The organism is Paenibacillus sp. FSL H8-0034, from assembly GCF_038000305.1.
Classification (GTDB): domain Bacteria; phylum Bacillota; class Bacilli; order Paenibacillales; family NBRC-103111; genus Paenibacillus_S.
The window spans coordinates 6889649-6904507 of record NZ_JBBOBS010000001.1 but is presented as its reverse complement, the minus strand read 5'-3'; the positions used below and the strand labels follow the sequence as shown (position 1 = coordinate 6904507).

Annotated in this window: 12 protein-coding genes; 5 read left to right on the top strand and 7 right to left on the bottom strand. The window is 46.5% G+C overall.

What is annotated here, in order from left to right; translation table 11 throughout:
- Positions 1–81 precede the first annotated feature (81 nt).
- Positions 82–1386 carry an ABC transporter substrate-binding protein gene (locus NST47_RS30860; protein ID WP_445667491.1) on the top strand — a complete coding sequence of 435 codons (1305 nt, stop codon included), beginning with the start codon at positions 82–84 and terminating at the stop codon, positions 1384–1386.
- A gap of 303 nt (positions 1387–1689) precedes the next feature.
- Positions 1690–2970, top strand: a complete 1281-nt coding sequence (locus tag NST47_RS30855; protein ID WP_341158558.1) for an MFS transporter — start codon at positions 1690–1692, stop codon at positions 2968–2970.
- 22 nt (positions 2971–2992) lie between these two features.
- Here NST47_RS30855 and NST47_RS30850 read toward each other — a convergent pair whose 3' ends face one another.
- The 6 genes from NST47_RS30850 to NST47_RS30825 form a co-directional block, all read right to left on the bottom strand.
- The gene (locus tag NST47_RS30850) at positions 2993–4084 is read right to left on the bottom strand and encodes a GerAB/ArcD/ProY family transporter (RefSeq protein WP_341158557.1); all 1092 of its coding nucleotides are present in this window, start codon (positions 4082–4084) and stop codon (positions 2993–2995) included.
- Positions 4085–4148: 64 nt separating this feature from the next.
- Entirely contained in the window at positions 4149–4352 is a 204-nt protein-coding gene (locus NST47_RS30845) for a hypothetical protein (protein WP_341158556.1), read from the bottom strand.
- A gap of 26 nt (positions 4353–4378) precedes the next feature.
- Complete coding sequence (locus NST47_RS30840; protein ID WP_341158555.1) at positions 4379–5617, bottom strand: Ger(x)C family spore germination protein; 1239 nt, start codon at positions 5615–5617, stop codon at positions 4379–4381.
- Between the two features lies 1 nt (position 5618).
- Complete coding sequence (locus NST47_RS30835) at positions 5619–7163, bottom strand: spore germination protein (RefSeq protein ID WP_341158554.1); 1545 nt, start codon at positions 7161–7163, stop codon at positions 5619–5621.
- Between the two features lie 92 nt (positions 7164–7255).
- Positions 7256–8278 carry a polysaccharide deacetylase family protein gene (locus NST47_RS30830; RefSeq protein ID WP_341158553.1) on the bottom strand — a complete coding sequence of 341 codons (1023 nt, stop codon included), beginning with the start codon at positions 8276–8278 and terminating at the stop codon, positions 7256–7258.
- A gap of 72 nt (positions 8279–8350) precedes the next feature.
- The gene (locus NST47_RS30825) at positions 8351–9289 is read right to left on the bottom strand and encodes a DUF2161 family putative PD-(D/E)XK-type phosphodiesterase (RefSeq protein ID WP_341158552.1); all 939 of its coding nucleotides are present in this window, start codon (positions 9287–9289) and stop codon (positions 8351–8353) included.
- A gap of 323 nt (positions 9290–9612) precedes the next feature.
- On the opposite strand from NST47_RS30825, the gene NST47_RS30820 reads away from it, so the two are divergent.
- Together NST47_RS30820 and NST47_RS30815 are read left to right on the top strand one after the other, a co-directional pair.
- On the top strand, positions 9613–11508 hold the full coding sequence (locus NST47_RS30820; protein WP_076234541.1) for a PrkA family serine protein kinase: 1896 nt from the start codon (positions 9613–9615) through the stop codon (positions 11506–11508).
- A 267-nt stretch (positions 11509–11775) separates the two neighbouring features.
- The gene (locus NST47_RS30815; RefSeq protein WP_341158551.1) at positions 11776–12150 is read left to right on the top strand and encodes a hypothetical protein; all 375 of its coding nucleotides are present in this window, start codon (positions 11776–11778) and stop codon (positions 12148–12150) included.
- Between the two features lie 7 nt (positions 12151–12157).
- On the opposite strand, the gene NST47_RS30810 is transcribed toward NST47_RS30815, so the two are convergent.
- Positions 12158–13696, bottom strand: a complete 1539-nt coding sequence (locus NST47_RS30810) for a PAS domain-containing sensor histidine kinase (RefSeq protein ID WP_341158550.1) — start codon at positions 13694–13696, stop codon at positions 12158–12160.
- Between the two features lie 379 nt (positions 13697–14075).
- Between NST47_RS30810 and NST47_RS30805 the strand changes: the two genes are divergently transcribed.
- The gene (locus NST47_RS30805; RefSeq protein WP_341158549.1) at positions 14076–14846 is read left to right on the top strand and encodes a class I SAM-dependent methyltransferase; all 771 of its coding nucleotides are present in this window, start codon (positions 14076–14078) and stop codon (positions 14844–14846) included.
- Positions 14847–14859 lie beyond the last annotated feature (13 nt).

Genomic DNA, 14859 nt, shown 5'->3' with positions numbered 1-14859 from the left:
GGGTCATACCTGGGTGGCGCTGCGTCATCTGTCACCCGTACAATAAATTACATTCTAGGGAGGCTAATCAAGATGAAAAGAATGAAAAAAATGACAGCAATTAGCTTAACAGCTTTGTTATTCGGATCTGTATTGGCTGGGTGTGCGAAAAGCGAACCAGCACCAGGCGCGACAGGTGGTACGAACACAGGGGCTGCAGGCGGGGCGAAAAATATTACGCTCAAAATGTTCCAATTCAAAGTGGAAATTGCTGAACCGCTCGGTAAGCTTGTTGCCGAATATGAGAAAGCTAATCCAGGCGTGAAGATTCAAATCGACACTGTAGGCGGCGGCACGGATTATGGCGCGGCATTGCTGGCCAAGTTCAACTCAGGCGACAAGCCAGATATTTTCAACAACGGTGGTTTCTCCGATCTGGACAAGTATATTGAGCATTTGGAGGATTTGTCCGATCAGCCTTGGGTAAAGGATTTGGTTACTGTGGCTAAGGAGCCCATGACGAAAGACGGCAAGCTGTACGGTCAGCCGTTAAACCTTGAGGGCTATGGATTTATTTACAATAAAGATTTGTTTAAACAGGCTGGTATTACAGAAACACCGAAGACGTTGTCTCAGCTTGAAGCTGCGGCTCAAAAGCTGCAGGATAAAGGCATCACGCCTTTCGTGAATGGCTATGGCGAATGGTGGGTACTCGGCAACCATTTTGTAAACCTTCCGTTTGCTTATCAACCCGACCCTAACGCATTTATCGATGGCTTGAACAAAAAAACAGCCAAAATTACCGGCAATGCTGCCTTTGATAACTGGGTGAAGCTGTTTGATCTGCAATTAAAATACGGCAACAAAAACCCGCTGCAAACCGACTACAAAACGCAAGTCACTGAATTCGCAACAGGTAAAGCGGCTATGACGCAGCAAGGTAACTGGACACAGCTGCAAATTACACAAACGAATCCGAACATCAATGTCGGACTGATGCCAATGCCGATCAGCGAAGATGCTGCAGCCAATGACAAGCTGCCGGTAGGCGTGCCGAATAACTGGGCTATCAATAAAAATTCACCGAACAAGGAAGAGGCCAAGAAGTTCCTTAACTGGATGGTTTCCTCGGATATCGGTAAAAAGTATATTACTGATGAATTCAAGTTTATCCCTGCCTTCACGAACATTACTGCCGATGAGAAGGTTCTTGGGCCTCTAGCTGCAGACATTATGAAGTACAGCAAAGATAACAAAACATTAAGCTGGAACTGGTTCAAATTCCCAGGTGGAGAAGCATCGAGTAAGAAATTCGCGGCCACCATGCAGGCTTATGTAGCCAAGCAAAAAACAAAGGATCAAATGCTCGACGAATTCCAAAAAACTTGGGATAGCCTGGGCAAGTAACGCAATATCGTAATATTCAGCAGATTGGGTAAGTAAACTAGTATTGAATGGCCTCAGCGCTTGCGCTGGGGTTTATTTTTTTGCAAGGGGATTAGCATCTTGGAGGAAAGAGGGAGAAAGTGTCCGTATTCTATGCATGTTGAAAACAAATGCCTGTATATCCCTATATACGTGGCTATAGGCGGTTTATTGGCGATTTGTTCATTTAACATAGACAGGTGCACGCTGGTACAATAACAAATGAACAAGCGCAGATGACCTATACATAAAGAAATCAGGTAAACCTGCTGACGGGGGACATGCATGATAACAAGGCTGGGATCAGGTGTTAAAAATTGGGTGGATTCAAGGCGATTGCATATTCCCGCGGAAAAGCGGCTGTCCAAGGATGCAGTTACGTCCTTGTTCATTCATTTTTGCTTTCAATTCGGAGCTTCGATGTCCGGAGTGTTTCTCACCTTGTATTTGTGGAGGCTTACACATAGTCTGTGGATTAACGGTATGTATAACATCATCAACTATGCGGTTGCCCCATTTGCTTTTATGCTGGGTGGCCTGCTGATCAAAAAAAAGGACCGTATGGTCACCTACCGCTTCGGAATCGCGCTGATCGCTTTATTTTACCTGGTTGTCGTTCTGGCCCAGGAGCGGGTTGTTGATTATTATGTGCTATTTGCTATTTTTGGCGGGATGGCAGGAGCCTTTTACTGGGCAGGCTATTTAACCTTGATGTATGAAGTATCAACGGAACAGAACCGTATCCGATATTTGGCCATGAATATGATTGTGTTTACGTTGGCGGGTCTGATTGGTCCTGCCTTGGCTGGGTATATCATTCGTCAAAATAGCGGTTTGCAAGGATATACAATTGTATTTTCGATCGCGTTCCTGATGTTCCTGATGGCCGCGATCGGGAGTCTGCGGATTAAAACAAAAGCAACGCATCACAAGGCCTACTATTTGAAATATGTCGGTCTGCTGATGAACAAAAACAGGCTGTGGTTCAAATCGCTATTTTGCTTCAGCATTCTTGGTATTCTCCAGGGGATGATGATGTTTTTGCCAAGCATTTTACTGTTTAAAATTGTGGAGCGAGAGGATCTGGTCGGTTATCTGGGGATGCTGTACGCAAGTCTTGGTATAGCAACAGGCATGTATATTTCACGTTACGGCAGAGACGGTTGGGCAGGGCGGTTTATTATTATTTCGACGATTGGCTGTGTAGCAGGGAGCCTGTTGTTAGTATGGAAGCTAAACCTGTATACGGTGATTTTGTTCATGATCCTGTATTCGATCTGTGCGCCGCTGCAGGGGAATACCATTACCTCCTATTATTTTCGAATCATGGGCACACTTCCATTAAAGGGACAGCTGCGTGTGGAGTCTGTGGTAATGAGGGAAACCTTTGTGAACATGGGTCGAATCGTTGCGATATTTGTTCTGATTATTTTGAACCGCTATGCCGGGGATTGGACCTTGCCCTGGGTACTGCTGGGTGCATCAATCGTTCAAATAGGGATTTATTGGTTGATAGAGCCGCTGCGGCAAACCACTGTGAATTCGGCTGACTCAGCAGCAGATTGAAGCTTGATCATGAATATAACGATTATGGCTGACTCACACGGCGACGAACGCTGGCAATTGCCCATAACAAAATAGGAAACACGACAAAACCTGTTAAAATATAAAAGGTGCCGCTGGTTGATATAAAATGAGCCAGCTCCTGCAGGTTGTTCGATACCCAAATCGACATCACGGTAATGAGAACCCCGAGTGGCAGTACAATCGAGCGATAGCTGGTGAGCTTCAGCCAGTCGGCAGCACCTACAGCAAACGTGTAATAAAATAGTGACAGCTTGGAAAAGGTCCCAAGCACCCATATCATCATGATCATGGCCTCGACATGCTCGAAGAAGTCGGCCAGCATAATATACCGGGAAGCAAATAAAACCGGATATATAATTCGGCCTGCCAGCGTTCCCATCAACAGAAGAATTGCAAGATTCATCATAACCATTGTGAAGGTTGCCGCGGCTACGGAGATATAGGCACACTTTAAGGCTTTGTGAGGGTCTTTTAGTGTTGGGTACAAGTACGAAATCAACACAAATTGGCAGAACCAGCCCTGTACGATAAGGGAGCCTTTGATCGGAGGGACCAAACCGTTCTCCAGAAATGGCAGTAAATTCGTCAGCTTCATATCCGGGATAATAAAGAAAATCGTAAGCAGCAGGAGCAGGAGCACGACGGGTATAAACAGCTGGACACATCTTGCAATGACCTCGATCCCAGCGCGGACTGCAAATGCACATACCAATACCATGCTTGCAGCTACGACAATAAGGGGTGTTTTTTTAAAAAAGTTACCGACGATGAACTCGGAGTAGTCTCTAACGGTAGCTCCGAGGATATGCAGATTAAATAATAAAAACACGAATCCGACGATTTTGCTTATGTATTTACCAAGTATCGAATCCATACAACCAATAAGGCTCTGATCGGGATAATATTGATGCAGCCGATAGGCCACCCATACCATCACAAATCCGCAAATACTGCCGATTATCGGGGTGAGCCACATATCGCGACCCGCTAAAGCGGTTGTAGCAGAGGGCAATAAAAGAATAGCCGTTCCCAAAACGGTTTGATACATCAAAATAGCCATCTGGGCGGATGAGATCTGTTCCTTTGCGTTCATAAGCTTAAAATTCTCCTCCTTCTGCCCATCGTTTCCATCTTGATGCTTGCAGATCAGGCAAAGGTCAACTTGGAGGAGGCTTCAACAGCTCTCCAAGAGGCTTGTAGACGGACTCAATGAACTGAGTAGGTCCAGGTAAACCTGTCTTGACTATCAAAACTATAGCTAATATCCATCCTATAGCTATGATCCACAGAAATGCCCATTTATCCTTGGTTTGCTGCCGCAGCTTCCCCCACTCAGCGCCTACAATCAACGCGATGGCCACAGTTGCATAAATAATATTTGCCCATTTTATTGGGAATCCACTCCTTTTTCTGGTGAGGTTGCATCGGGATTAGAAATTCCGGGTCTGACAATATGAGAACGGGAAACGATCCTGACCTCCATTCTGGAGAATATGTCACTCCAATTCGCCTTCGCTGTTTTCCAGGCTTTAGGGTACTTTCTGTGAAAGGCATCGGCAAATCCGAAAATATCGCTGTGGAATCGTTCCTGTGCGGGCTGCAAAGCTCTTTTTGCCCGATTTTCAATCAATTTATCTACACTGAGCTCAATTGTTTTGACCCAATCCGGCTCCATAAGGCTGATCCCGGTCGTATTCTGCTGCACATCTTCCTCGGTCTCGATATGTACGTCCATATGCCAAACACCATTCACAATGCTTGGTAGCAGTTGGGTGTAGCTGCGGATCATGCGTAAAGACACGGAGCCTTTGGAATGACTTGGAGCTACGGTAATGACGGAGGTTTTGAGCTCGTCTTTTAACCATAAAATACCGCGTGCTGCCTGGCTGTCTAATTTCCCGACCATTTTTCCATCCTTGAGAATGGCACTTCCTTGAATATAAGCAATGGTCTGGTTAGGCGGCTTATCCGGTTCTGGAGGCCGTATGACGATATAAGGAAGCGCCGCGGCATTGGCGTCTCCCGTCAGCATTTCCGCTAATTCTTTGATGGTTACCTGCAGGCCGGTATGAAATTTGGATATTTCCCGCAGTACTTCTGACGAATTTCGTTCCAGAGGTGGTGTTAGTTGCAAGGTCTCCTTACCCAAACCCTTACTAATAAATACATTGGCACGTTCCCGCGGCTCCGATGACCGCAGCATGAAATCGACATCTTCACGAATTCCCTGTTGTGCCCGTGCTTGTCCAAAAATGTACACCTCGTTATGTCCCCAAAACACTTCCCGGGGCAGCCTTTCTTGAAGATGTGACATTGCATCGGCAATCGACACACCTTCAGCGGATATGACCATTGTTTGCTCTTGTGCAGCTCCTTTAGAGGATGCCGTACCACCTAAGGAAGCACTTCCTCCGCCTTCTGCTTTTGGTATGAACACCTGAACGGACAGCTCCATCTGCCCTTCGCTTTTTTGATCGATTGCAGCTCCCATGACAAAAGCCAGATCATTAATTTCTTTCCGGTCCCAACAGCCTGTGGTCATGATCAACACAAGAATGTAAAGGAGCAGTATCATCAGGGTTCGGATAAACCGATGACTGATAGTGGCATCAGGTTTGCTGCTCATGCTAAGATGACCCACCTTTGTCAGATCCAGGTTTGTTGTTGGGCGATTGACGAATACCGCCAGAATTGCCTGTTAGATCAGGTCTGGTATTCAAGCTCCATAGGGGAGCACGAATGAGTACATCCTTCCATTCGCCTTTTTTCATGGGAGCCATTGCAGACAGATAAGGCACCCCGAAGGAACGAAGCGAGCTGAGATGGATCACAAGCATGATGACTCCCAGCATCAAACCAAGCAAGCCGAGCATACCTGCCAGCAGCATGATCGGAAAGCGCAGCAGCCGAATCGCAATGCCAAAAGTGAAATGGGGAATCATAAAGGAAGCGATTCCGGTCAAAGCCACAACCATGACCATCGGGGCTGATACCAGACCTGCCGAGGTAGCCGCTTGTCCAATAACGAGTGCGCCTACAATGCTCACGGCCGCACCCACCTGCTTAGGTAACCGAACGCCAGCCTCGCGTAAGCCCTCAAACGTAATTTCCATTAGCATAGCTTCGACCAGAGCCGGAAACGGAATATCCTCACGGGATTTGGAAATGCTCAACAGCAGTGTGGTAGGAAGCATTTCTTGATGATAGGTTAGTACAGCCACGTACATGGAAGGGCCAAGCAAGGCGAATACCAGAAATAAATATCGTGTCCAGCGTATAAAAGAACCGAGCAAATAGCTTTGATAGTAATCTTCAGGTGACTGCAGCAGGGAATAAAGGGTAGTCGGAGCTACTAATGTAATTGGAGTCCCATCCACCAGCACGGCAACACGACCTTCCAGCAGTCCGGCTGTCACGACATCAGGGCGTTCGGTGGATTGGACCTGTGGAAATGGAGATTTTCTCGAGTCACGGATGAGCTCCTCAATATATCCGCTTTCCAAAATTCCATCGATATCAATACGTTCCAGACGTTCTGTCATTTCTTGTAGCAAGACTTCATCTGCCAAGGTATCGATATAGGCGATAGCAACCTGAGTCTGGGTATAGCGCCCGATCTGAATTGTTCTCAGCTTGAAGGAAGGACTGCGGAGCTTGCGGCGCAGCAAGGACATATTGGTGCTCAAGGTTTCGGTAAAGCCTTCCCGGGGGCCGCGGATAACGGATTCAGACATCGGCTCTTCAATGTTCCGCTTCTCCCATTTGCTTAAACCAAAAGCTAACCCAAAGTTCTCTCCATCTAAAAGAATAACGGGCATACCTTTCGAAATACAGGCTACGACCTCTTCAAAGGTAGTCACGTTTTCAGATTGAGAGACTGGCAGAATCTCCTTAAGCTCGGATAAAAGCTGACCATCCTCCAGCTTTTGCTCTTTCATAAGGGAGGTTAGTACTTGTCGGTCCAGCGCTATCGCGTCCGTCAAACCCTCGATATAAAACAAAACCGCATCAATTTGACTGCCAAATGAGAATGGATGAACGACCAGATCCGGGCAATCGACATAAATCGTTTGCAGGTGCTCGGTATTCGCCTTCAGTATAGCCGATAACGGTGTACTGGATTGGGGCGTGAATTCAAATACAGGATTTTTGTTTGGGCGAATTGGGCTCATGGGACTCTTATCCTATTCATGAATGATATGGAGGTTATTATCTCCTGCATGGCCCATTTCTATTACTATTACTATCCAGATGAGCAAGCAAGTCATGATTTGACTTTGACTGATCCCTGCTCAAGTCGGGCTATCCAGGGCTCAATAGATTCCTCGCCATTCACAAATAAGCGTTTTAACAGCAGTCGGTTCTGGTCCCGAGAGGCTAAGCCTTGATCAATGGTGAAGGCATAACGGAAGCCATGCTCTTGCAGCAGCTTCAGTGTAGTCTCATTTTTTTCACCAAAGGGATAGCAAAATACGGTCGTATTGATCTTCAACTGTTCATCAATTTGACGTTTGGCTTCGCTGATTTCAAAGGCTTGGCTTTTTGCAGATAGCTTGGGCAGGTGAGGATGCGTCATGCCATGAGGTTGTATATCCCAGCCTGCTTCATGCATTTCCTTGATTTGATCCCAATTGAGGAAATAACCGTCCTCAGTTGTGCCGGGAGATACAAAAAGCGTAGCGTGAAAGTTCAGTTGTTTTAACAGTGGCAGGGCATGCTCGTAATTATCCGCATATCCGTCATCAAAGGTCAGCAGAACAGGTTTCTTCGGAAGCGAGGTTGTTGTCCCATCCATGTAATCAATAAATTGCTGCAGCGTAAGCGTATGGTAGCCGTTTTTGGATAAATAGAGCATTTGCTCCTCGAATTTAGCTGGTGTAATGACAGCGCGATTACCGGGATCAATAGTAATGCTGTGATAGTTTAATACGGGAATGTGCTGGGGCTGCTGCTGCTGGACAGCTTCTGATGCAACCGGAGCGGAAGTCGCAGTGGCAGTCGCAGTTGTAGATATAGGGTCATTTGCTGGAGCAGCAGGTACTGTTGAGGCATCAGGAAACATAGACATATAAACGGAGGGCTTCAAGGGTTCAGACATTTGACTGTCAAAAGGCGTTTGTATTCGCAGCGGTATATCGGATTCAGCAGAACGTACAGACGGTGAGATGAGCCGTGACCAAGATAGACTGATCAACAGCACTAGACAGCATAGTAGTAAAGCATACCATTTATAGGAAATGAAAGCGCTCTTCAAAGGTCCTTCAGTTGGTTTTAGCAGACGATTCATAGCCCTTGGACAACTCCCTCCGGGAAAATCTACTACTATGCATATGGCTTGTGTACACTTTTATACCTGTATCTAAATACCTGATCTGCTTGAGAGTATAGGCAACGGCGGAAGTTCAGCCACCACGTGTCCGTAAGTAACAAGCGCCTCTTCGCCAAGCGGGCTCAGACGATAAACACCTCGTTCGACTCGCTGGAACCATCGATAATAATTTTTTTGTAATAAACCGGCGGCCTTGGAGTTACCCGTTAGTTGACGCAGGCGAAGGGGACTTAAGGTGCCGTGGTGATGAAGCAATTGTGCCAAATGGAGTGCCTTCTCACGGTACGAAGTCATCAGCTTTCGCTTGCTGCTGCCGCCTACATTGTAGTCTGCCCGCCGCTCTTTGAATTCCTTTACAATGCCTTCCGCCGCCCTTTTATTGAGACGAGGCAGCTTGGCTGGCGTGTACAGCGGCTCTGTATTCTGATAGATTGCAGGGGATGGTTCAGGATTAGCGTCAGACCCACAACCATTCACACCGGTGGTCTCATCTATTTCATCCAATACAGCTATGTAGGGCAACGATGGTGAGGTCAAGCTTAAATCCGGTGAAGAAGCTGCCGCTGTCAAGGGAAGCGAAGCTGTTAACATGTCCTCAGGAGCCTTGGAGGGATGGCATTCGATATGCACAGCCGGCTGCTTTCGTTTAAAAAACTGTACGGTTATCATGCCGATTCCGAGCATTTGGCACAGCTTGCGCAGCTCCGGCCAACTGGCTCCATGAGGAGCGCGCCCCTTATTTGGAAGCTCAAAAGCGACGTATACACAACGGCTTAGACGAAGCCGATCAATGCCCTGTAGGAGCAGCGGGATCGAAAAATATCTTTTTAATTCCACAATAACGGGCTGCTCTTCACCACGGATAGCGACGAGATCACAATGGCGAACTTCACCTCTGACTGAATAGCCTTGCTGCTCGAAGAAGGATTTAACCGGTGCATAGAGCTCGGTCTCAGTTTTGATCGGCACGGTTGTCGTTCTCCTTTGTATATGGTTATTTACCCAAATTACAATTATTATAGCACAGATCGGATCGTTGAAATCTTATACGGCTGCTTTTTCAATATTGAAATTTTTGTCTAAAATTTTAGGTCAACTTATCCTCATTCATTGCATACTTATTTATTACACTTCAATTTTGATGGTACCGCATAGGCGACGTCCCTAACGTAAGAAGTCAGCTCTCTTTTCAAAAAAACGGTTTATGCTTGCGAAGTCAGTTTTCCTTCGGAAAACTTGGCACATGCTTACGAAGTCAGTTTTCCTTCGGAAAACTCTTAGGAGGTTAACCCATGGACATATTCAAAAAAATTTCGGACCATCGCACGGAAATCGACCGATTGGCATGGACGGGAACATTTGCCGAATATATTGAGATGGTTCGTCAAAGGCCCTACCTCGCAATGACCGCCCATAGCAGGGTATATCGCATGCTGGCTGCACAGGGAATCGGGGACGAGGCTAATAAACGGCGGTATCGCTTCTTTGATCAGGACATTTTTGGTCTTGATCATGCGATAGAAAAGCTTGTGGAAGAGTATTTCCATTCCGCAGCAAGGCGTCTGGATGTCAGGAAGCGGATTCTGCTGCTGATGGGACCTGTGAGTGGAGGCAAGTCAACTATTGTAACGCTGCTCAAGCGGGGTCTGGAGCAATTTTCACGAACTGACGAGGGAGCCGTCTATGCCATTAAAGGCTGCCCGATGCATGAGGAGCCTCTGCATTTGATTCCTCAGCAGCTGCGCTTCGATGTGGAGCAGGAGCTCGGAGTGAAGATCGAAGGGAGTCTCTGTCCTTCCTGCCAAATGAGACTGCGTACAGAATATCAAGGCCGGATCGAGGATGTGATGGTCGAGCGGGTATTCATTTCCGAGGAAAGCCGCACAGGCATAGGTACGTTCAGCCCATCGGATCCCAAGTCGCAGGATATTGCTGATTTGACGGGCAGCATTGACTTTTCAACGATAACGGAGTACGGCTCTGAATCCGACCCGCGTGCCTATCGGTTTGATGGAGAGCTGAACAAAGCGAATCGCGGTATTATGGAGTTCCAGGAGATGCTGAAGTGCGATGAGAAATTTTTGTGGAATTTGCTGTCACTGACACAGGAGGGGAATTTCAAGGCAGGGCGCTTTGCGTTAATTTCTGCTGACGAGCTGATTATTGCCCATACGAATGAATCGGAGTACAAATCGTTTATTGCCAACAAAAAGAATGAAGCTTTGCAGTCGCGGATGATCGTCATGCCGATTCCATACAATTTGAAGGTATCGGACGAAGTGAAAATTTATGAAAAGCTGATCGGGCAAAGCGATATGGCCCATATTCACATTGCTCCTCACTCATTGCGCGCAGCGGCGATCTTTTCCATACTGACACGGCTTAAGGAATCGAAAAAGCAAGGTATGGATTTAGTGAAAAAAATGCGGATGTATGATGGTGAGGAGGTTGAGGGCTACAAGGAAGCTGACCTTAAGGAAATGCAGAACGAGTATCTGGAGGAAGGGATGTCAGGTATTGATCCGCGTTATGTCATCAATCGGATTTCCAGTGCTTTGATTCGTCAGGGCCTGCAATTCATTAATGCGCTTGATGTGCTTCGTGCATTGAAGGACGGATTGGATCAGCATCCCTCGATTACGAAGGAAGAAAGAGAACGTTATTTGAACTTCATTTCGGTAGCCCGTAAGGAATACGACGATTTGGCCAAAAAAGAAGTCCAGAAGGCCTTTGTGTATTCGTTCGAGGAATCTGCCAAAACCTTGTTCAACAATTACCTCGATAATATTGAATCGTACTGCAATTGGGGGAAGGTGAAGGACCCGATGACAGGCGAGGAAATGGATCCGGACGAAAGGCTGATGCGCTCGATCGAAGAGCAAATCGGTATTTCCGAGAATGCCAAAAAAGCGTTCCGCGAAGAGATTCTGATCCGTATGTCCTCCTATTCACGTAAAGGTCACCGCTTTGACTACAGCAGCCATGAGCGGCTTCGTGAAGCGATTGAGAAGAAGCTGTTCACCGACCTGAAGGATATTGTGAAAATTACGACTTCGACCAAAACACCGGATGAAACGCAGCTCAAGCGAATTAATGAGGTGATCAGCAGATTGGTGGAAGAGCATGGGTATACCGCTTCGTCAGCCAATGAGCTGCTGCGTTATGTGGGCAGCTTGTTAAATCGATAACAGTTAGCTGATATCAAGCTTTGAACCAGCCCCGCCGTTGTTCCCAGGAGGACACGGAGGGTGCTGGTTATTTGCAATTATGGATACTTGAGTTTCTAGTATGATATGACCTGGGAATTTGAATTAAGCGAAGAGCTTGATGGGCGGAAAACAAGTTAAGAAGGCACAACGCGGCGCCCATTTTCCTTCACAAGCTCACCTAGTAGGCGAATGTACATATGATGTACGGTGAGAATCGCCATTCCAGATGGATAAGGGAGAGTTAAAATGACTAAACAAAATGGAACACAGGAGCAGGATCAGCTTCAAAATGAAATACTGCCGATATCTATTTCACGTGAGCCCGTAGGTGGTGGCTTTCAAGGAGGTGGACATGGCGGCGGACATGGTGGCGGCGGACATCATGGGGGTGGGTATCATGGCGGCGGCGGATATCATGGAAATAATTTCCATGGTAATGGCTTTCATGGAGGATTCAATAACTCGCTGCTGCTCCCGCTTGCATTGACGCAGGCTTATAATTATCCGTCCTATTACCCGGTACCTTATCCATATCCGTACCCCTATCAGGCGTATCCATACCCGTATCCATATCCGACGCAACAGCCTTATTATCCGCCTTACCCTGGTAATGTGTATTAATCGAAGATTATGACATGGCAGGCATCGTGATTTCAACAGTAGTGCCTGCGCCGATCTCGCTTGTTATTCGCAGTTTGCCACCATGATTTTCGATGATTTTGAATGTGACCATCAGTCCAAGGCCTGTGCCTCTTTCCTTTGTGGTGTAGAACGGCTCCCCAAGCCTCGGAATTCGCTCCTCCGGAATGCCACAGCCTTGGTCAGTAAAGCGGATCATAATTTGGTTCGCTTCTTTCATTTGCAGCTCGATCAGGATCATGCCGCCTTCGTTCATGGATTCGATGGAGTTATTCAGAACATTAATAAATACTTGTTTGATTTGATTCTCATCACAATTAATTAATGGCAGGTTAGCCGAGGCCTCCGTGATCAGCTCAACATTGTGAAGTGCTGCTTGTGAGCCTACGAGAACAATCGTATTTTGCAAAATAACTCTCAAATCCCTCGGCTGATAAACAACTGACTGCGGTTTCGCAATCACAAGAAATTCACTGACGATAAAGTTGATTCGTTCCAGCTCGTCCTGCATAATCTCAAAATAGGATTCGTACCCAGATATTTTGGACTTCATCAATTGAACGAAGCCCTTTAAGGAGGTTAACGGATTGCGGATTTCATGCGCAACTCCAGCGGCCAGTTGACCCACAATCGACAATTTCTCGGAGCGGATCAGCATTTCCTCGGCACGCTTGCGCTCACTGATATCTTTGCCGATCATGTATACACCGCTCATCTGGCCGTTAACTACAATGGGGACGTTCAGTATGCTCAATTCGACAATCCCACCATCTTTATGTAGAAAGCTGATCTCATACTGATGGGTTTCTCCGCTCATCGTTCCGGTAAATTGCTTATGCCATCGATCCAGATGCTCAGGAATAATCAGATGATGAATCGATTTATTTAATAGCTCGATTTCGGAATAGCCGGTTATGGAGAAGATAGCAGGATTTGCGCTGGTACAATGCCCATGGCTATCAAAAGAACAGATAGGATCGGGGTTATTCTGGAATAAAGATTTGTATCGAAGCTCGCTTTGCTCCAACTGCTTCTCCGCTTTTTTTCGCTCATAGATTGCCTGAATCATCGCATAAGAGCGGGCAAAACGGTTGTCCTCCTCCTGCGCGAGGATAGTTTCAAATATATCATCCTGAAATTCATCCGGATTATTGCTTTTGTCGAGCTTTTTCAACTCGCCGAGCATGCTCTTTACGTTGATAATATGATCTTTATGAATCCAGGCGGCAGATGCAGTTTTCGAGAAGGTCTCATTCTCGGGCTTCAAATATACTACCGCTTTTTTGATGTCATATTCGGTAACATGGTTCATATTGACTACATTCATTTGGTCGATTAGCCGGAAGCCTTCCTCATACATAGCTTCTTCAAAAGCTTCAAGCGAAGCAGCCCAATAATATTTATCGGTAGCCGTATGAATAACGAATTCCTTGTCCTTGATTTGCTCCAGCTTGACCACCTCATCAGATTGGACGATTAAAATATCGGAGCCTCGTTTTCCATCACGTGTGACTGGGATTTTCTGCATATGTTTTTTCACCTGCCTGCATCGTTTCACAAAAGGTTTAGCACTTTCGATATTGTTGATGGTATGAAGGAATTTGAGGTGTAATCGAAGAGTAAGTCATAAATCTACTGTGGTTTGAATCTCAACGAATAATGAATCCATTATATAGCTACTCGTTTTCATAAGTAAATGGAATCTTTTAAAAAAATGAACAGAACGCGCTGCTGCTGCATTTAATGTCGATAATACGTCGCAAATTGAGCTGCAGCGTGAATTATTAATAGGAAGCAAATCAATAGAGTGTATCATTTATAGGAAATAACTATAATAATAATTAATTTAATATATTTCACTTATTAAGTTGTAGATCGCATAATGGAATAAAAGGAGCTGATGGAAGATGAATAAACAGGTTAATGGTAAATGGGATGCCGATCATTATGACAGCAATATTAGCTATGTGTCACGGTTAGGAAAAGGTGTTGTCGGGCTGCTGGAGCCGAAGCACAATGAGCGAATTCTGGACCTGGGCTGCGGGACTGGCGATCTGGTTCAGGAAATTGTGCAGCTCGGCGCAGATTGTATGGGAATTGACGGTTCGGAGGAGATGATTGCTCAAGCGAGAAGCAAATATCCGGCATTAAGGTTCGCAGTAGCTGACGGTCACACCTTTCGTGTGGAGGAGTCCTTCGACGCTGTGTTCTCCAACGCCGCGCTGCATTGGATGACAGAGCCTGAGCGTGTGATTCAGTCGGTCAGACTGGCGCTGCGGGATCACGGACGGTTTGTGGCCGAGTTTGGAGGCAAAGGTAATATAGGTGCGATAGCTCAGGCGATATCGGAGGTTCTGGGGACATGGGGCATAGATGCCGGTAAGCTTAATCCCTGGTACTTCCCGGCAATTGGAACGTATAGCGCTCTACTGGAGAAGCATGGCTTCGAAGTGCGCTCCATGGAGCATTACGACAGGCCGACACCGCTGGATGGAGGCGTGAACGGGCTTAGATATTGGTTGGACGCGTTTGCGGGTATGTTCTTTGTTAATCTGGACCCTGAACAACGGGAGGAAGCTTATGTGCGCTGTGAACAGCTGCTGCATGCGCAGTTGTTTGACGGTGAACGATGGATCGCCGATTATCGTAGACTGCGGTTTGCAGCGGCTGTGATTTAACAGCAGCAGAAAC

What these genes read in the sequence shown, in the direction of transcription:
- NST47_RS30860 (WP_445667491.1), top strand. Translation starts at nt 82, where the DNA reads ATGAAAAAAATGACAGCAATTAGCTTAACAGCTTTGTTATTCGGATCT.
- NST47_RS30855 (WP_341158558.1), top strand. Translation starts at nt 1,690, where the DNA reads ATGATAACAAGGCTGGGATCAGGTGTTAAAAATTGGGTGGATTCAAGG.
- NST47_RS30850 (WP_341158557.1), bottom strand. Translation starts at nt 4,084, where the DNA reads ATGAACGCAAAGGAACAGATCTCATCCGCCCAGATGGCTATTTTGATG.
- NST47_RS30840 (WP_341158555.1), bottom strand. Translation starts at nt 5,617, where the DNA reads ATGAGCAGCAAACCTGATGCCACTATCAGTCATCGGTTTATCCGAACC.
- NST47_RS30835 (WP_341158554.1), bottom strand. Translation starts at nt 7,163, where the DNA reads ATGAGCCCAATTCGCCCAAACAAAAATCCTGTATTTGAATTCACGCCC.
- NST47_RS30830 (WP_341158553.1), bottom strand. Translation starts at nt 8,278, where the DNA reads ATGAATCGTCTGCTAAAACCAACTGAAGGACCTTTGAAGAGCGCTTTC.
- NST47_RS30820 (WP_076234541.1), top strand. Translation starts at nt 9,613, where the DNA reads ATGGACATATTCAAAAAAATTTCGGACCATCGCACGGAAATCGACCGA.
- NST47_RS30815 (WP_341158551.1), top strand. Translation starts at nt 11,776, where the DNA reads ATGACTAAACAAAATGGAACACAGGAGCAGGATCAGCTTCAAAATGAA.
- NST47_RS30810 (WP_341158550.1), bottom strand. Translation starts at nt 13,696, where the DNA reads ATGCAGAAAATCCCAGTCACACGTGATGGAAAACGAGGCTCCGATATT.
- NST47_RS30805 (WP_341158549.1), top strand. Translation starts at nt 14,076, where the DNA reads ATGAATAAACAGGTTAATGGTAAATGGGATGCCGATCATTATGACAGC.